The organism is Qipengyuania sp. JB2-7, from assembly GCF_055693485.1.
This window is the reverse complement of record NZ_CM146335.1, coordinates 2,829,396-2,847,567: the sequence shown is the minus strand read 5'-3', so window position 1 is coordinate 2,847,567 and position 18,172 is coordinate 2,829,396. Positions and strand designations below refer to the sequence as shown.

Sequence of the window (18,172 nt, the reverse complement as noted above, 5' to 3'; positions counted from 1 at the left end):
TTACCGTCTACTGCTCGCGACAAGCCGGATCGATTTGAGAGCCTCGGGTGTGAAAACAATTCCGCCTTCCTGAAACGCCCCATTCGTTTGTGCAGCGTCGCCAAACCGTCGCACTAGATCCTCTGGCGATGGCGGCGGCCAAACAGGTCCGCTGTCTTTGGCGATAGTCAGCAGCTTTTCGCGGATCGATTCCTGCGTCTTATCTTCAGCAGGCGTCATCAACATGCGCGCGGGCAGCGATCCCTTATTCGCAACCTGCCAAGCGTTTGCGCCACCCATCATAAGGACATCTGCGGATCGATAATCGCCAAAGCTGATCGCGGCCTCAAGAGGCGTACCACCAAGTGTGTCAGTGTGATTGACGTTTGCGCCTGCCCGGACGAGCAGGCTCACCGCATCGCTCCGCTCAAAATACAACACTTCGCGCAGCGGTGTATTTCTGCTGGAATCATGGGCGTCAGGTGACGCGCCTGCCTGAAGCAGCATCGTCGCCATTACGGGATCGTCTGCGAGCAACGCATAAGTCAAAGGTAGACCCGGATACACACCATCTGGGTCTGCACCAAGTTCCAGCAATGCGCCGAGCATCCGCGCATCGCAGTTGGCAATCGCGAAAGTTAAAGCGTCACCGATATTGCCATCCGAAGCGCGCTCTCCCTGTTGCAAAACCCTGTGTGTCGCCAGCAATTTGGGATTGCGGCGAGCCATCTCGCCAACTTGATCGACAACACCGTCCTGAATGGCGTCATAAAATCGCCGCCCATCTTCGCCATTACTGAGAAAGGGGCGAACCTTCTGCGTTTGCGGCAGGCTTGGCTGTGATCGTTTATAACATGGCGAGGCGTCGCTCAAAGCTGTGCAGCTCCCGGTGACAAGCGCCATTGCAAGCGTCAAATTCTTCGCGGCAACAGCAAGACGGTTCATAATATCAAAGTATATAGAGTGCCCGGGAGTATGCGCCAAGTCGATTGCCGTCGCCAGCGCGCAATACAGATGCGCTATTGAGGTAGGCTCGAAATGACATAATTCATCATATGCTTGGCAACTGGATTATCCTGATACCAGCGCATGTCATCCGGCCTGATAGGCTCTATCTCAACGCGTGTTCCGACTGCCTCTGGCATATCTGCCACAGCCGCGCCGAAAAGGCCGCCAATCAGCGCACCGACCATACGGTCGCCGCCATCTTGCAACGTCGAAAGAATCTCGCCGCGCACATAAAAGGCGCTGATGTCTGGCACATCGATCTGTCCGTCCTCACCCGCGATGTTCTCCGCTTCTGTTAGCGTGCGGTCAGACAGGCCCGCAGCGTTGAAAGTTGTTGCGTCTAGTTCGACCGCCAAGGCGGAGGCTGAGGCAAGGCCCCCGCCCAGAGAATGCCCGGTTATGGTGACGCGGGCGCCCTCAGGCACGATGACCCGGCGGCCTATTTCCAAGGCGCGATTGTAGTGATCCGTTTGCAGGCCCACACCCTGACGGAGGTTAGCTCCCCAATCACTGCCGCTTTGGGTCCCACGAAATGAGATCACATAGCTGGTCTGTCCGGCTATCTGGCGGGTGTAGACCTCGGCGCGAAATTCTGATTGCGGTGAAATCAGCATATTTTCGGCGAGGCCGATCGCCGCCAGCTGAGCCGGTGCAGCAACGCTCCACCCGGGTGGCGGCGCGGCACCGGGGGAATAGACGTCCGCTGCCATTGCCGCGAGTTCACGCGTGGTTGGTTCCGGGGGAATGCTAACAGTGTGTAGCTGCGAAACGCCGTTTTGTGGAGCGTTCGCCTGAACCGGATTAAGATCTGCAAAGTTTGGCCGCGGCGCTGGTGCGATTGCGGCATTGGAATTGGCGGACTGTGCTGCGGCAATCCGTGCATCGCTGGCCGATGAGAGATCAGACTGGCGCACCCCATTGGAGGGGCCTACGCCCGCGCCATTAATGCGTGGGTCGCTAATGGCTGGATTGGTCCTGTTCGTCTCCATTAGCAGCCGGTCCAAAACAAATTTACAAGTGAATAGCCTTTGCCCGTAGCGTCCCGTTATGTCTCTATACGTTTCGTATAGGCGCGGAGATTGTCATACTTAGAAACGATCCCAGATCGTTGCGAGCAGTGCATCATCGAGCTCGATTTCCTCCAATCGCGGATAGGCATTCCCTGACGCACAGGCTTCATCTTTCGTCAGGCCCTCACTCACGACTTGTACGCTTGGACCAGAAAATTCGAGTAACGCCTCTTGCATTATAGGAGCGCGACTACGCCGCCCGCGTCGCTTGATGGCATGATGGAGCGTGCCTTTCTCCGCGCTGTAAGCGAGGCTATTTGCCTCAAACGCGCATCCGCCGATTGCAACGCCGCGCGCCGAGGCAAAACCGTTTCCATCGGTTCTGACGATCACTGCTGCAACCGCTGAATCCAAGAGTATGGGAAGAACCCGACCATACAGGCCTGGCTGACCTTCGGTTGTTGGGTAGGCTGCTTCGCTTGACAGAAATAAGCGATAGCCAGAGTCGTCAATCCAGTTCGGGCTTCCACCCGCCTCGCGCAACTCTCTCTCTCGCGAAGTGTATGCGGTCAGGACACAAGCGATCTGTTGCTCCTCGTCGGTAAAACGCATGCAGGCATCGCGGCTTGCACTCCACGCGATTTTGCGACTTTCAAACCTTTGCGATCCGCCCTGCGCATTCTCGAGCGTTGCGATTGAACGGAGCAAAGTTCGCGTGGCGCTGCCAGGAACGTCGCAGATGAGAGCGACGGCTGGCGCCACTGGCTGAGCGCACGCATCTGCTGCTTCTGCCGCCGGCTGAGCTGCTTCTGCCAAAGCCTTGGCCTCACCTGGGAAGAGCATGATTGCACGGCGCGGACTGCGCAACACGATGGGACCAGCCAGCATTGCGCCACCCAATGATCGTAGGTGATCGAGCGCCAATTCGGTTTGGTCGATCCGCGCGCCGGACAAATCCATTTCCGGCCAGAAGAAATTGTGAAAGCTTGCTCGCCGTAAGTTGGTGTTGCTGAGATTCATGCCTTCACGATCGGTTGGGCAGCCGTCTGCCTCGCTCGTTCCGCAAACAATCCGAAATCCCGTCAGGTCAGCCCCTGCCAAATTGAGGTCGCGCACCGATCCTGTCCAACCGCCATCCAACTGCCCCTGGCTCCAGTCTGCCTCACGCGCATCGACGAAGGTAAGCTTGGTGTCGCGAAGCAATACAAAAGGCAGCTTCGTACGCGCCATTTTTGCTCCGGTGAGGTCGACATTGACAAACCCGATGCCGCGACCGGAAAAGCCGGTCCAGTCGGTTTGGCTGAGGTCAGTGCCGAAGAAGCAGACATCATAGAGGCGCGCCTTGCGGAAATTCTGACCAACAAAACTGCCGCCCTTTATAAAAATCGTGCCAGCTCGCGTGCGTTTGCGGATACGTTCCAGATCGCGAGCCCTGCGAAGGCCCGAGGCTTCAATCGCAAAACCTGGCTCATCACCGCCAAGCTCTGGCGCGTTGTCCAGACAGGAGTTCTCTGGAATTGGCACATCTTCAAACAGATTGCCGCCGCCGCGCTTGGCGGTGACAATTATTGCGCCGGTATCGCGCGCAAAATCATCACCTAGCAGGCCCCCCTGCGCAGATGCGCTCTCAGCCTCCTGAGCCATCGTCGCATCGAAATTGCCGGTCATTGCCGCTCCCGCCAGCCCCAGAAATCCAGCGATGCAGATCGGCAAGGTCGTTTTGGTTTTCCGAAGGGTCAGCATTTGTTTGAGGCTCACTTAATCTGGGTGTGCTTTCTTAAGGTTTTGCAACACGTTGTCACGCTGTCGCAGCTCCTGCTGGCAGTCTTTGGCCTTTCGCGCCCTATGCGATTTGCAGAGGCACTCTATGCATTTCGTGGATACTCCGACTCAGCCCAGAGCGTCAAAACAATCTTCAAGACGAACGCAATTCCGACACGTCTTCCGATGAAAAAGGAGTTTGAAAAATGCCTCTAGGTGGAATCATTCGCTCAGTCATGAACCCAGTAAGTCTGTTCCAGATCGCGATGGGGCCAGCTGGTTGGGCTTCGCTCGCAATGCGCACAATCGGTGCACAAATCGGCATGAACGTCATTCAGCAATTGGGCCAGCGTCTTGGTTTGCCGCAGCCGATGATCGACATGGCACAGGCAGCATTCGCTCAGAACATGGGCATGCCTGGGCTTGCGAGACAGAATGTGAACGAGGCTGTTCGTGGCCTAGCCGATCAGTTCGATTTTGGCCCTCGTCAGACCGCGCAGATGAATGATCGTGTGACTGACATGCTTAATCGTATGGTATCTCAAATGGCCGAAGGTGAGGATATGAAGCGAGCCAAAGCTGGCGGTGGCCGTGAAGCAGGCGGCTGGTTGATGGCTCTCGCATCAGTGATGGGTGAGAAACTCAATGCCAAGGCGGAACAAGTACAGGATCTGGCTGGCCAGATCACGGACAAAACTCCCGACAAGACCGCGAAATTCGGTGCTGCATCTCAAGAATTCAGCATCATGATGAATGCGACCAACACCGCTATTAAGGCGCTTGGCGAAGGCCTCTCAGCGATGGCCCGCAAACAGTAAGAGATTACTGGCAACTCAACTCGGACAGGAGGCAGTTTATCGCTGCCTCCTGTTTGATTCTGGGCTGCTGAATTAGTGTTATGTGGTCGCTTTTGAGATCGACTCGTTCGGATCAGTCAAAGCAGCGACCATAAATACGGAGTGCAAAGCCATGAAATTCACTCGTTTGACTTATGCTCTTACTGCGATGACCTCAGCCGCAATTCTCGCTAGCGCGCCCGTAAAGGCACAGGGCGCATTTGATATGGGGATGCTGACTGGATCACTGTCGATTGATCACGTCACCCAAACAGAGGCCGCGCGGGCGGTAAATCAACAGGTATTTGATGTCTCGGCGCTTAGTGCCCCCGGGGCAAGCAGCGTGCCCGACGGTACCGTAACTTTGACTTTTCTTATGATTATTCTGCGCCGCGCACGCGGGAGAACCTCAAAAATTTCATCGAGCGTTCGCCGAATCCTGAGGCCAAAGCTGAACTGCAGAAGATCATTTCGGCGCAGCCCGATCTTATCAACGAGGTCGGGCAGGCAATTCGACCGCTCGGATTGGACTCGCACGATGTGGCCGATGCATATGCTTTCTGGTGGATCAATTCGTGGTTGGTCGCCAATCAGCGCAACGAAGATCCAGATCGCGGCACAATCGCGATGGTGAAAGAGCAGGTGCGCAATGCGATCGCGGCGACGCCTGACTTCGCGACCACCAATGATGAGCAGCGACAGGAATATGCCGAGGCCTTGCTGCTTCAAGGCACAATGCTTGCCTCTGCGTTTGAGCAATATCAGGGCAAGCCTGATCTGCTAAAAGATCTTTCCGATGCGGCGCGCAAAGGGGCGAAGGCGAGCGGAATCGATCTGTCGCTTATGACGCTCACCAAGAATGGGTTTGTGCCGCGCGGCGGCGCTGATGCAAGCGAGGCAACTAGCGGGGAGGCTTCAGTTGAGGCTGATCCAAAGCTTACGATGGCTACCGAAGAGCAAGATGAAGATACCCAAAGCGAGACGCCCACATATCTCGGCTATGGTGCTGCGGCGTTGGCGGGGCTGGGCCTTGCATTTGCGGCGGGAAAAATGATCGGTAGCAAGGGTTAGATCACATATCTGCAGGCCATAGGTGGTCGCGCTAAGGTTTAGGCAATTCGATACAAAAAAGGCGGCGCCATCGCTGGCACCGCCCTCTTTATGTTTCTGATCGGTTTGACCAGATCGAGCGAGATCCTGAATCAAGTTCAGGATGACGCTGCGACTTGGGCACGAGCTAAGCCCGTACCCAGTCTCACATCACTTGAGTTCGACCGTGCCGCCAGCAGCTTCGATCTTGCTCTTGATTTCTTCTGCTTCGTCCTTGGCAACGCCTTCCTTAAGTGGCTTAGGTGCGCCTTCGACGAGAGCCTTGGCATCGCCGAGACCCAGGCCAGTGATGGCGCGGACTTCTTTGATGACCTGAATCTTCTTGCCGCCGTCGCCGGTAAGGACAACGTCGAACTCGTCTTTTTCTTCAGCTGCGCCGCCGGCGTCACCGCCACCAGCTGCAGGGCCAGCAACTGCAACAGCAGCAGCGGCAGAAACGCCCCACTCTTCTTCGAGTGCCGTAGCAAGCTCAGCAGCTTCCAGGACGGTCAGTTTTGATAGTTCTTCAACAAGCTTGGCAATATCAGCCATGATGTATCACTCCAAATAAGGGGTGCCGTGAAATTGTCTGGTCACCCCAATGCATATGTTTCGTAATGGAAAAACCGCTTACGCTGCCTCTTTGGCGCCTTGGGCACCGAAGACACGAGCAAGCTTGTTCGCTGGCGCGTTGACGACCTGGGCAATTTTCGTTGCCGGGGCGTTGACGAGACCAACGAGCTTCGCGCGCAGCTCATCGAGGCTTGGCATCGAGGCAAGCGCCTTGACTCCAGCTTCGTCGAGCACTTGCGAGCCCATAGAGCCGCCGACAATTTCAAGTTTGTCATTGGCTTTGGCGAAATCCACCACGGCTTTGGCAGCCGCAACCGGATCTTCGGAAAATGCCAGGGCGGTTGGCCCTGTCAGGAATTCCTCAATTCCGGTGTAGTCGGTGTTTTCGAGAGCACGCTTGGCGAGACGGTTCTTTGCAACCTTATAAGTTGCACCAACTTCCCGCATCTTTGTGCGCAATTCAGTGGACTGCGCCACTGACAGGCCGAGATTGCGCGTGACGACCACGACGCCGCTCTCGTTAAAGACTGCGTTGAGCTGAGCAACTGATTCGGCTTTTTGCGAACGATCCATGCCTTACTCCTTCAAATATGATCGCGCGTGAGACGTGTCCCGCACGCGATCGGCTCAAGTTTGCCTGCGCTGCGAACAGCACAGGACGAGTCCGTTTGTCGAAGGGAAGGAGTGCTTGGCTAAGCCAGGCGATGCAGACACCGCTAGGGGTGCCGCGGAAATTCTCTTTTCCCATCTCGGCTGGAAATTAAGAGAGCGAATGCTCCCACCAACTGTCTCGGACGGATGATCACTCCAAAGGTTGGGGTGATCGGGACGCGCCACTATAGTACGCGCCCCGAAAGTCAAGTTATTCAGATAACGTTGGTGCCTGCTCGCCATAGGTAAGCAAATCCCCCGGCTGGCAATCCAGCTCCCGGCAGATCGCCTCTAACGTAGAGAACCGGATTGCCTTGGCTTTGCCTGTCTTCAGGATTGAGAGGTTCGCGAGGGTCAGGCCAACCCGCTCAGCCAGTTCGGTCAGCGTCATACGCCGATCGTGCAGTAGGTCATCTAACTTGACCATAATCTGGGTTCCTTCTTCGGCTGGCATCAGACGGTCCCTTCGAGATCTTCGCGCATCGCGGCGCCTTGTTTGAACACGCGGGCGAGAATGAACAATGTTATCACGAGCACGATGCCGAACGGATCAAAACCTGCATCAACTGTGCCGGGATCTTCGCCGAGGCTGTTGGTCAGGGCCACGAGCAGTCCAGCTGTTGGGACTGCCACGACCTGGACGCCAAGCATAAGCCACGCCATCGCCTGCAAACGGGCAGCGTTGATCGGTGCGAATGGATCGCCGTCACCTACACTATTCACAATGCGCAGCATGTGACGAAAGAAGAAGAAAAGCAGCACCAAGAGGACTAGAACCAGTGCGAATGAGCCAGCGAAAAGCCAAGCTTCGGTCATTCCGGGCTGGATCGGAACCTTGTTATTAAGTTCCTCAAAAATGTTCGCTGGACTAACCAGCACCAATATAAGGCCGGCGAGCACCGCAAGGCCGCCAACGCCAATCATCGCCATGGTGATGTAGATGATCACTCGGCTGACGCTGAGCAGCGGATCGTTGAACATTGTTTTCATGATCTTGGTCCTTTTTAAGTCTCGCGGCTCAGGCCAGCTCAGGCATGGCTGGGTGAATTTGGCTGCTCGCACTTGCTTGCGTCTGCGGAACGGTGACGATTGCGCCGATTGACGAGAGGGTCAGTAGGACTGCAGCGAAAGCAGTGAGCGAGTGTGCGCCAAAGTTTGTCATATATCGATCTCCTTGATGGTGCTTATTGATATTCAATAATCCCCTATCTGGATACGAGTCGATTTATTGTCAATCAATAATATTGAAAAACAATATCAAGTTTATCGTTTTGCGGGGTGAATACGCATGCTGCCGAACGCGCCTACAACTCGGTGTTGCCTACAACTCGGTGTTGACGTCGGCGCGCGTGCTTCCTACATGCTCGCTGCAACCGCACACTTCGAGCGAGTCCGATTCATGCGCGTAGGATCGGTCCCAGGATTGGAAGTGTGCGATTACCATATTCGCGACGCTTTGTATGAGCTGCAACAGGCCGCCTGATTGGGCGCGAACCGTGTTGCGGCGTTTTTGCGTTTTGCGATGTGGTTTCTCATGCGCATGAGATATTAGATGTGTTGGGCGCTCTGCCTAACCAAATAAAGAAGGCACGGTTCACACCTATGGCTACTAAGGCGAAAGCTCCTAAGAGCGCCTCATCAGGCACCGCAAAGCGGCGCATCCGCAAGATTTTTGGCGACATTCACGAAGTCGTCGATATGCCAAACCTGATCGAGGTTCAGCGCGAGAGTTACGAGCAGTTCCTGCGATCGAATAAGGAAATCGATTACGTATCTGGTCTGGAAAAGACGCTGCGCAGCGTTTTCCCGATCCGCGATTTCGCTGGCACTGCAGAGCTCGACTTTGTTCATTATGAGCTGGAGCCGCCCAAGCACGACACAACTGAGTGTAAGCAGCGTGGTATCACTTACGCTGCACCGATGAAGGTGACGTTGCGCCTGATCGTGTTTGAAGTCGATCAGGAAACCGAGACGCGCTCTGTTCTCGATATTAAGGAGCAGGACGTCTATATGGGCGACATGCCGCTCATGACAGAGAACGGCACTTTCATCATTAACGGCACAGAGCGCGTGATCGTTTCGCAGATGCACCGTTCGCCTGGCGTGCTGTTCGATCACGATCGCGGCAAAACGCACAGCTCTGGTAAGCTGCTTTTCGCTGCGCGCATCATTCCGTACCGCGGTAGCTGGCTCGACTTTGAATTTGACGCCAAGGACATCGTCAATGTCCGTATTGACCGCAAGCGTAAGCTGCCGGTTACGGCACTGCTCTATGCGCTGGGTCTCGATAGCGAGGAAATTCTCCAGCATTTCTATAACACGGTCGAGTGGGAGCGTGTGTCAGGCAAGAAGGGTGATGGCTGGCAAATCCCGTTCGATCCGGAGGCGTGGCGCGGGCAGAAACCAGCCTTTGCTTTGGTTGATGCCAAGACTGGCGAGGAAGTCTTCCCGGCGAACCAGAAGATCAGCCCACGTGCCGCCAGTAAGGCTGCCAAAGATGGCCTCAAAGATCTGTTGCTGCCAGCTGATGAGGCCTTTGGTCGTTTCGCTGCGCGCGATCTCATCGATGAGAAGACTGGACGTATTTACATCGAAGCTGGTGATGAAGTTGGTGCGGAGAACCTCGAAGTGCTCGATGCTGCTGGTGTCGATCGTATCGAACTGCTCGACATTGACGACATCAACACTGGCCCGTGGATGCGCAACACGCTGAAAGTCGATAAGGCCGAAAACCGTGATGAGGGTCTGGAGGCGATCTATAAGGTCATGCGTCCGGGTGAGCCGCCAACCAAGGAAACCGCAGAGGCGCTGTTCGAAGGTTTGTTCTTCGATGGTGAGCGCTACGACCTCTCCGCCGTTGGCCGCGTGAAGCTCAACATGCGCCTTGAACTCGATGCAGAAGATACCGTGACCACGCTGCGTAAGGAAGACATCCTTGCCGTGGTTAAGGAGCTGGTCGATCTGAAAGACGGCAAGGGCGATGTCGATGACATCGACAACCTCGGCAACCGCCGCGTGCGTTCAGTCGGTGAGTTGCTTGAAAACCAGTATCGCGTTGGCCTGCTGCGCATGGAGCGCGCGGTCAAGGAGCGGATGAGCAGCGTCGATGTATCGACGGTCATGCCGAACGACTTGATCAACGCCAAACCAGCAGTGGCGGCGGTTCGTGAATTCTTCGGTTCTTCGCAGCTGTCGCAATTTATGGACCAGACCAACCCGCTCTCTGAAGTGACGCATAAGCGCCGCGTCTCGGCGCTTGGCCCTGGCGGTCTGACGCGTGAGCGTGCTGGCTTCGAAGTCCGCGATGTTCATCCGACGCACTATGGCCGTATCTGCCCGATTGAAACACCGGAAGGCCCGAACATCGGCCTGATCAACTCGCTGGCATCGTTCAGCCGGGTCAACAAATACGGCTTTATCGAAACGCCTTATCGTCAGATCAAAGACGGTGCCGTCACCAGTGAGGTGACGTATCTGTCGGCGATGGAAGAGCAGAAGCATACCGTGGCGCAAGCCTCGGCTGAGCTTGATGACAAGGGCCACTTTGTCGAAGAGTTCGTTTCTGCGCGTCAGAACGGCGATTATTTCATGGCGCCGCGTGATCAGATCACGTTGATGGACGTGTCTCCGAAACAGCTCGTTTCGGTTGCGGCTTCGCTGATCCCATTCCTGGAAAACGATGACGCCAACCGCGCTCTTATGGGCTCAAACATGCAACGTCAGGCGGTGCCATTGGTAAAGGCCGAAGCACCTTGGGTCGGTACGGGTATGGAAGAGACCGTGGCGCGCGATTCGGGCGCTGCGATCACTGCGACACGCGGCGGTATTGTCGACCAGGTCGACGCAACGCGTATCGTGATCCGTGCGCAGGGTGATGTTGAGCCGGGTCAGTCGGGCGTGGACATTTACTCGCTGCAAAAGTTCCAGCGTTCGAACCAGAACACATGTATCAACCAGCGCCCGCTGGTGAAGGTGGGTGAAGTTGTAGAGCCAGGCGATGTCATCGCTGACGGTCCATCGACCGATCTTGGCGAACTGGCACTGGGCAAGAATAGCCTTGTCGCCTTCATGCCCTGGAATGGCTACAATTATGAGGATTCCATCCTCATCAGCGAACGCATCGTGAAGGATGACGTCTTCACCTCGATCCATATCGAGGAATTTGAAGTCATGGCTCGCGATACCAAGCTGGGGCCGGAAGACATCACTCGCGACATCCCGAATGTCGGCGAGGAAGCGCTGCGCAACCTCGACGAGGCGGGCATTGTCTATATCGGTGCAGAAGTGCATCCGGGTGACATCCTGTGCGGCAAAATCACGCCTAAGGGTGAAAGCCCGATGACGCCGGAGGAGAAACTGCTCCGTGCGATCTTTGGCGAGAAGGCCAGCGATGTGCGCGACACCTCACTGCGCCTGCCGCCCGGAGTTGCCGGCACGGTCGTTGAGGTTCGCGTGTTCAACCGCCACGGTATTGAAATCGATGACCGTACGCGGGCTATCCAGAACGAAGAGATCGAGCGTCTGCGCAAGGACAGCCAGGACGAACGGGCAATCTTGAACCGTGCGACTTACAACCGTCTGCGCGACATGCTGCTTGGTCAAACTGCCTCTGCAGCGCCGAAAGGCGTAAAGAAAGGCATCGAGATCAGCGAGCAAGTGCTTCACGATATCGAGAAGCATGAATGGTTCAAATTCGCGGTTGCTGATGACAAGCGTCAGGCGCAGATCGAAGCGGTGAAGAGCCAGTATGACGAGGCCGTGAAAGGCATCGACGACAAGTTCGAGGATCGCAAGGAGAAGCTGGAGCGTGGCGATGAACTCGCACCGGGCGTTCTCAAAATGGTCAAGGTCTTTGTTGCTGTGAAGCGCAAGCTGCAGCCGGGTGACAAGATGGCTGGTCGCCACGGTAACAAGGGTGTGATCAGCCGCATTTTGCCTATTGAAGACATGCCATTCCTAGAGGATGGTACGCCAGTAGATATCGTGCTGAACCCGCTCGGTGTACCGTCGCGTATGAACGTGGGGCAGATCTTCGAAACACACCTCGGCATGGCGGCGCGTAATCTGGGTCACCAGATTTCCGACGCTCTTGATGAGTGGAAGCGGGCCAACCCTGATGCTGCGGAAGACTACGCCAAGGCGAAACCGCCAGCTGCCGTCGTTGACCGCTTGAAGGAAGTCTATGGCGAGCAGTATCACGGCGCGCTGAACGACCGCTCGACCGAGGAAGTCGTCGAGCTTGCCGGAAACCTGCGTGCAGGTGTTCCGATGGGCACGCCAGTCTTTGACGGTGCGCGTGAAGGCGATGTGACAGTCGAGCTTGAGAAAGCCGGCCTGCATTCATCGGGTCAGTCGGTCCTTTATGATGGCCGTACTGGTGAAGCCTTCGATCGCCGTGTGACAGTGGGCATTATCTACATGCTCAAACTTCACCACTTGGTCGACGACAAGATTCACGCCCGTTCGATTGGCCCATACTCGCTCGTCACGCAGCAGCCGCTCGGTGGTAAGGCCCAGTTCGGTGGTCAGCGCTTCGGTGAGATGGAGGTCTGGGCACTTCAGGCCTACGGTGCGGCGTACACGCTGCAGGAAATCCTCACCGTCAAGTCGGACGATGTGATCGACCGGACCAAGGTCTACGAAGCGATCGTCAAAGGCGACGACACTTTCGAGGCAGGCATTCCAGAGAGCTTCAACGTGCTCGTGAAGGAAATGCGCAGCCTGGGCCTGAATGTCGAACTCACCTCGCTATCCGATGGCGAGGAAGACGATGACGGTATGCAGATCGCGGCGGAATAAAGGGTTGGGGTAAGGCAGCGGCAGAACCCTACCTCACCCGTCCAAGGAATTTCACCCGCCCCAAGCGGGACAATGGGAACTAAGTCATGAACGAACTGACAAAATTCACCAACCAGCTGGCCAAGCCAGAGACGTTTGACGAAATCCAGATCGGTATTGCCTCGCCAGAGCGCATCCGTTCGTGGTCATTTGGCGAAATCAAGAAACCGGAAACGATCAATTATCGTACGTTCAAGCCTGAGCGTGACGGCCTGTTCTGTGCGCGTATCTTTGGCCCGGTCAAAGATTACGAATGCCTGTGCGGCAAATATAAGCGCATGAAATATAAAGGCGTCGTTTGCGAGAAATGCGGCGTAGAAGTCACAGTAACCAAGGTTCGCCGCGAGCGGATGGGCCACATCGAACTGGCCGCGCCGGTCGCGCATATCTGGTTCCTGAAGTCGCTCCCATCGCGCATCGGCCTGCTGCTCGACATGCAGCTGAAACAGCTTGAGCGTGTGCTTTATTTCGAAAGCTACATCGTCACTGAGCCTGGCCTTACGCCAATGGAGAAGTTCCAGCTTCTGACCGAAGACGAACTGCTCGAAGCGCAGGATGAGTATGGCGAAGACGCATTCAGCGCCGGCATTGGCGCTGAAGCGGTCAAGATCATGCTGATGGATCTTGACCTTGAGCAGGAACGTGAAGATCTGCTGGAAGAGCTGGCGACGACCAAGTCAGCGCTCAAGCCTAAGAAGATTATCAAACGCCTCAAAGTGGTTGAGAGCTTCATCGAATCCGGCAACCGTCCAGAGTGGATGATCCTTGAAGTTGTGCCGGTCATTCCACCTGAGCTGCGCCCGCTGGTCCCGCTGGATGGTGGCCGCTTCGCGACGTCCGATCTCAACGATTTGTATCGCCGGGTGATCAACCGTAACAACCGCCTGAAGCGTTTGATTGAGCTGCGCGCGCCGGACATCATCGTGCGTAACGAGAAGCGCATGCTGCAAGAGTCAGTCGACGCGCTGTTCGACAATGGCCGCCGTGGCCGTGTGATTACGGGTGCTAACAAGCGTCCGCTCAAATCACTGTCCGACATGCTCAAGGGTAAGCAGGGCCGTTTCCGTCAGAACCTTCTCGGCAAGCGCGTTGATTACTCCGGTCGTTCGGTCATTGTGACCGGTCCTGAGCTGAAACTGCACCAGTGCGGTTTGCCCAAGAAGATGGCGCTCGAGCTGTTCAAGCCGTTCATTTACGCCCGCCTCGATGCGAAGGGTCTGTCGATGACCCTCAAGCAGGCCAAGAAATGGGTCGAGAAAGAGCGCAAGGAAGTTTGGGACATTTTGGACGAAGTGATCCGCGAGCATCCGGTTCTGCTGAACCGTGCGCCAACGCTTCACCGTCTTGGCATTCAGGCGTTTGAGCCCGTGCTGATCGAAGGTAAAGCGATTCAACTGCATCCGCTGGTCTGTGCGGCGTTTAACGCCGACTTTGACGGCGACCAAATGGCAGTGCACGTTCCGCTGAGCCTTGAGGCACAGTTGGAAGCGCGCGTGCTGATGATGAGCACGAACAACATTCTCTCGCCTGCCAATGGTAAGCCGATCATCGTGCCTTCGCAGGATATGGTTTTGGGTCTCTATTACCTTTCGATGGAACGACAGGAGAAGAAGCCCGAGTTCACCGAAGATTCTGACGGTAACAAGGTCGAAAAACTTCCGCTGTTTGCAGATATGGCCGAAGTACACCAGGCGCTGGAGACCAAATCGGTCACGTTGCACACCAGAATACTCGCCCGCGTTCCGCAGGCCGATGAGAATGGCAAGATCGCCATGAAGCGGTTTGTGACCACTCCCGGACGCATGCTGATTGGCGAATGTCTACCCAAGAACCACAAGGTTCCTTTCGACATCATCAACCGCCTTCTGACCAAGAAGGATATTGGCGATGTGATTGACGAGGTCTATCGTCACACTGGTCAGAAAGACACGGTGCTGTTTGCTGACGCAATCATGGTACTGGGCTTCCGCCACGCATTTAAAGCCGGTATCTCCTTTGGTAAGGACGACATGATCATCCCGGATTCCAAGGATGGCATGATCGAAGAGACCAAGGCGCTGGTTGCTGACTACGAGCAGCAATATCAAGATGGTCTGATCACGCAGCAAGAGAAGTACAACAAGGTGATCGACGCCTGGAGCCGTTGCGGTGACCAGGTGGCGGACGCCATGATGGACGAGATTAAGGCACAGCCGATCGACAAGGATGGCCGCGAAGCGGAAATCAACTCGATCTATATGATGAGCCACTCTGGTGCGCGTGGTTCGCCAGCGCAGATGAAGCAGCTTGCTGGTATGCGCGGCCTTATGGCCAAGCCATCGGGTGAGATCATCGAAACGCCGATCATCTCGAACTTTAAGGAAGGTCTGACCGTCCTTGAATACTTCAACTCAACCCACGGTGCGCGTAAAGGTCTTGCCGATACCGCGCTCAAGACAGCGAACTCAGGGTATCTAACGCGCCGTCTTGTTGACGTATCGCAAGACTGTGTGATTGTTGAGGAAGACTGTAAGACTGACAACGCGCTGGAAATGCGCGCCATCGTTCAGGGTGGTTCGGTCATCGCATCGCTTGGCGAACGTATTCTCGACCGGACCGTCGCAGAAGACATCATGAACGCAGCCACAGACGAAGTGATCGTCAAGGCCGGCACTCTTGTTGACGAAGCCATGGTGAAAGAGATTGAGGCGGCTGAGGTGCAGTCTGCCAAGATCCGTTCGCCACTGGTATGTGAAGCAGAACAGGGCGTTTGTGCGACATGCTATGGCCGTGACCTTGCTCGTGGTACGCCGGTCAATATCGGCGAAGCTGTGGGCGTTATCGCTGCACAGTCGATCGGTGAGCCTGGTACCCAGCTGACCATGCGTACGTTCCACATTGGTGGTGCTGCGCAGCTGAACGAAACCAGCCACCTAGAGGCGATTTCGGACGGTAAGGTTGTCTATCGCGACATGCCGACGATTAAGGACAAAAAGGGCCGCATTCTCTCCATGGCGCGTAACGGCGAACTCGCCGTGATCGATGCTGAGGGTCGTGAGCGTGAGATCCATAAAGTGCCTTACGGTACGGTGCTGATGCACAAGGATGGCGGCAAAGTTAAAGAGGGTGATCGTCTCGCTGAATGGGATCCGTTCACTCTGCCCATCATTACTGAGCAGTCGGGCATTGTCCGCTATCAAGATCTCGTCGATGGCACCACTATGGAAGAGCGCGTTGATGATGCCACCGGCATTGCTCAGCGTGTTGTGACTGAGAACCGGGCAACCGGTCGCAAAAAGAAAGAAGATTTGCGACCGCGCATGACTCTGCTGGGTGAGGGGCAGTCCCTTGAAGATGCCAAATCGGATGGGGGTGAAATCGAGGCACAGCGCTATATGCTGGCACCGGGCACAACTCTGTCAGTTGATGATGGTCAAGAAGTCGAGGCGGGTGATATTCTTGCGCGCGCATCGCGTGAAGCGGCGAAAACTCGTGACATTACCGGTGGTCTGCCACGGGTTGCGGAGCTGTTTGAAGCGCGCCTGCCAAAGGACCACGCAATCATCGCTAAAATCTCGGGCAAAATTGAGTTTGTCCGCGAGTACAAGGCAAAGCGCAAAATCGCGATTGTTCCTGAGGAAGGTGATGCGGTCGAGTATCTGATTCCCAAGACCAAGGTGATCGACGTGCAGGAAGGCGACCACGTGAAGAAGGGCGATACGCTCATCTCAGGTTCGCCAAACCCGCATGACATCCTGGAGGTCATGGGCGTTGAGGCACTCGCCGAATATCTCGTTAATGAGATCCAGGAAGTTTACCGTTTGCAGGGCGTGAAGATCAACGACAAGCACATCGAGACGATTGTTCGTCAGATGCTGCAAAAGGTCGAGATTACAGAAGGCGGCGACACCGTTCTTCTGCCTGGTGAGCAGGTGGACCGTGCCGAAATGGATGCAGCCAATGCCAAGCTTGGCAAGAACAAGAAGAAGGCTGAAGGCCAGCCAATCCTGCTCGGCATTACCAAGGCATCGCTGCAAACGCGCAGCTTTATCTCAGCTGCGTCGTTCCAGGAAACGACCCGGGTTCTCACGCAAGCATCGGTAGAGGGCAAGAAGGACACGCTGATCGGTCTCAAGGAGAACGTGATCGTGGGCCGTCTGATCCCTGCTGGTACGGGTGCTGGCATGAACCGTATGCGTGTAACGGCCTCCAGCCGCGATGCTGCCTTGCGCGCTCAGTGGAAGAAACAGCAGGAAGCTCTTGCTGCGTCGGGTGAAAGCGAGCCGGAGCCTGAGGCTGAGGTGATGAATGCCGATGCTATGGCTGCTGCCATGGCAGCTGGTTCTCCCCACCTGCTGAGCCGGAAGCTGCTCCTGAAACGGAGACGCCTGCTCCGGACGCTGAATAGGCTGAGTAAACTACACCACGGTGTATTATTGCATTGTGAGAAAAACCCCGTCGGAGCTTATGCTTCGGCGGGGTTTTGTGTGCCAGCACGGCACAGAATGTTCGCGTGTCGCGTTTGTACTAATCTAAACCCAGGAACTCGGTTAAAGCCTCATCAACCATAAATAGGGGTCGATTCGAGTGCTGGTACGTAAACCAGCACACTCAATGGAGGCATGCGTTCGCGCATCAGTAATCGAGGGAATACAATGAAACTTAGCAAAACACTTGCCACCACAGCGTTTGCTGTTGCTGGCCTTACAATGGCTTCATCGGCTTCGGCATCGACAATCGTTCTCGACTTTGAGGGTGTGGGTGACGGTGCGTCCGTCAATGACTTCTATAACGGTGGCACAGATAGTGAAGGAAACTCAGGCACTAACTACGGCATCGGCTTTTCGAGCACCTCGCTTGGCCTGATTGACGCTGACGCTGGCGGTGGCGGGAATTTCGGGAACGAACCAAGCCCGGACACAATTGTGTTTTTCCTTGATGGTGGTGCAGCGACTATGAACGTAGCAGCCGGTTTTGATACTGGCTTCTCATTTTTCTACGCTTCGAATGCCAACGACGCCGGCATCGTAACCGTTTGGGATGGGCTGAATGGCACTGGCAACATCCTTGCTCAGCTTAACTTGACCCCGAACGGCGGCAATTGTGTGGGCGATCCGAACGGAACGCCATTCTGCCAGTGGGATGCATTTGGTGTGAACTTTGCTGGTACGGCTATGTCGGTCGACTTCGGAGGCGTCGCCAACCAGATCGGTTTTGACAACATTACATTGGGTGCTGCCGTACCTGGCGGTGCTGTTCCAGAGCCAGCAACCTGGGCGATGATGCTTCTCGGCTTCTTTGCACTTGGCGGCGTTCTGCGCAGCAAGCCAGCTCGTGTGAACACACGCGTTCGTTACGTATAACAAGCTTCCGCGCTCGCGCGGACGAAAATGACAAAGACCCCGCTGGAGCAGTTCGCTCTGGCGGGGTCTTGCTTTGAAGCTGTCT

At 55.8% G+C, this 18,172-nt stretch carries 12 protein-coding genes and 1 pseudogene; 5 read left to right on the top strand and 8 right to left on the bottom strand.

What is annotated here, in order from left to right:
* From ACZ1GM_RS14285 to ACZ1GM_RS14275, 3 genes are all read right to left on the bottom strand, one after another.
* The gene (locus tag ACZ1GM_RS14285; RefSeq protein ID WP_472677038.1) at positions 1 to 924 is read right to left on the bottom strand and encodes an ankyrin repeat domain-containing protein; all 924 of its coding nucleotides are present in this window, start codon (positions 922 to 924) and stop codon (positions 1 to 3) included.
* Between the two features lie 74 nt (positions 925 to 998).
* Complete coding sequence (locus tag ACZ1GM_RS14280; RefSeq protein WP_472677037.1) at positions 999 to 1,976, bottom strand: Tle-like phospholipase domain-containing protein; 978 nt, start codon at positions 1,974 to 1,976, stop codon at positions 999 to 1,001.
* Between the two features lie 99 nt (positions 1,977 to 2,075).
* Positions 2,076 to 3,755, bottom strand: a complete 1,680-nt coding sequence (locus tag ACZ1GM_RS14275; protein ID WP_472677036.1) for a pentapeptide repeat-containing protein — start codon at positions 3,753 to 3,755, stop codon at positions 2,076 to 2,078.
* A gap of 209 nt (positions 3,756 to 3,964) precedes the next feature.
* Here ACZ1GM_RS14275 and ACZ1GM_RS14270 point away from each other — a divergent pair, with 209 nt between their 5' ends.
* Together ACZ1GM_RS14270 and ACZ1GM_RS14265 are read left to right on the top strand one after the other, a co-directional pair.
* Positions 3,965 to 4,576 (top strand): hypothetical protein, encoded by a 612-nt coding sequence (locus ACZ1GM_RS14270; protein ID WP_472677035.1) that lies wholly within the window; start codon positions 3,965 to 3,967, stop codon positions 4,574 to 4,576.
* 438 nt (positions 4,577 to 5,014) lie between these two features.
* Complete coding sequence (locus ACZ1GM_RS14265; RefSeq protein ID WP_472678587.1) at positions 5,015 to 5,665, top strand: DUF6683 family protein; 651 nt, start codon at positions 5,015 to 5,017, stop codon at positions 5,663 to 5,665.
* Between the two features lie 189 nt (positions 5,666 to 5,854).
* On the opposite strand, the gene rplL is transcribed toward ACZ1GM_RS14265, so the two are convergent.
* The 5 genes from rplL to ACZ1GM_RS14240 all read right to left on the bottom strand — a co-directional run bounded on the left by rplL (position 5,855) and on the right by ACZ1GM_RS14240 (position 8,069).
* Positions 5,855 to 6,235, bottom strand: a complete 381-nt coding sequence (rplL, locus tag ACZ1GM_RS14260; RefSeq protein WP_472677034.1) for a 50S ribosomal protein L7/L12 — start codon at positions 6,233 to 6,235, stop codon at positions 5,855 to 5,857.
* 78 nt (positions 6,236 to 6,313) lie between these two features.
* Complete coding sequence (rplJ, locus tag ACZ1GM_RS14255; protein ID WP_472677033.1) at positions 6,314 to 6,829, bottom strand: 50S ribosomal protein L10; 516 nt, start codon at positions 6,827 to 6,829, stop codon at positions 6,314 to 6,316.
* A 289-nt stretch (positions 6,830 to 7,118) separates the two neighbouring features.
* Complete coding sequence (locus tag ACZ1GM_RS14250) at positions 7,119 to 7,361, bottom strand: helix-turn-helix domain-containing protein (RefSeq protein WP_472677032.1); 243 nt, start codon at positions 7,359 to 7,361, stop codon at positions 7,119 to 7,121.
* Positions 7,361 to 7,897: a DUF2975 domain-containing protein gene (locus ACZ1GM_RS14245; protein ID WP_472677031.1), complete on the bottom strand. Its 537-nt coding sequence runs from the start codon at positions 7,895 to 7,897 to the stop codon at positions 7,361 to 7,363. The genes ACZ1GM_RS14250 and ACZ1GM_RS14245 overlap by 1 nt, the downstream gene beginning before the upstream one ends.
* A gap of 28 nt (positions 7,898 to 7,925) precedes the next feature.
* Positions 7,926 to 8,069 (bottom strand): hypothetical protein, encoded by a 144-nt coding sequence (locus ACZ1GM_RS14240; RefSeq protein WP_472677030.1) that lies wholly within the window; start codon positions 8,067 to 8,069, stop codon positions 7,926 to 7,928.
* A 440-nt stretch (positions 8,070 to 8,509) separates the two neighbouring features.
* On the opposite strand from ACZ1GM_RS14240, the gene rpoB reads away from it, so the two are divergent.
* The 3 genes and pseudogenes from rpoB (at position 8,510) to ACZ1GM_RS14225 (ending at position 18,087) form a co-directional block, all read left to right on the top strand.
* Positions 8,510 to 12,706 (top strand): DNA-directed RNA polymerase subunit beta, encoded by a 4,197-nt coding sequence (rpoB, locus tag ACZ1GM_RS14235; protein WP_472677029.1) that lies wholly within the window; start codon positions 8,510 to 8,512, stop codon positions 12,704 to 12,706.
* Positions 12,707 to 12,792: 86 nt separating this feature from the next.
* A pseudogene (rpoC, locus tag ACZ1GM_RS14230) lies at positions 12,793 to 16,963 on the top strand (DNA-directed RNA polymerase subunit beta'); the annotation flags it as partial.
* 416 nt (positions 16,964 to 17,379) lie between these two features.
* Positions 17,380 to 18,087 carry a PEPxxWA-CTERM sorting domain-containing protein gene (locus ACZ1GM_RS14225; protein ID WP_472677028.1) on the top strand — a complete coding sequence of 236 codons (708 nt, stop codon included), beginning with the start codon at positions 17,380 to 17,382 and terminating at the stop codon, positions 18,085 to 18,087.
* The last annotated feature ends 85 nt before the right edge of the window (positions 18,088 to 18,172 follow it).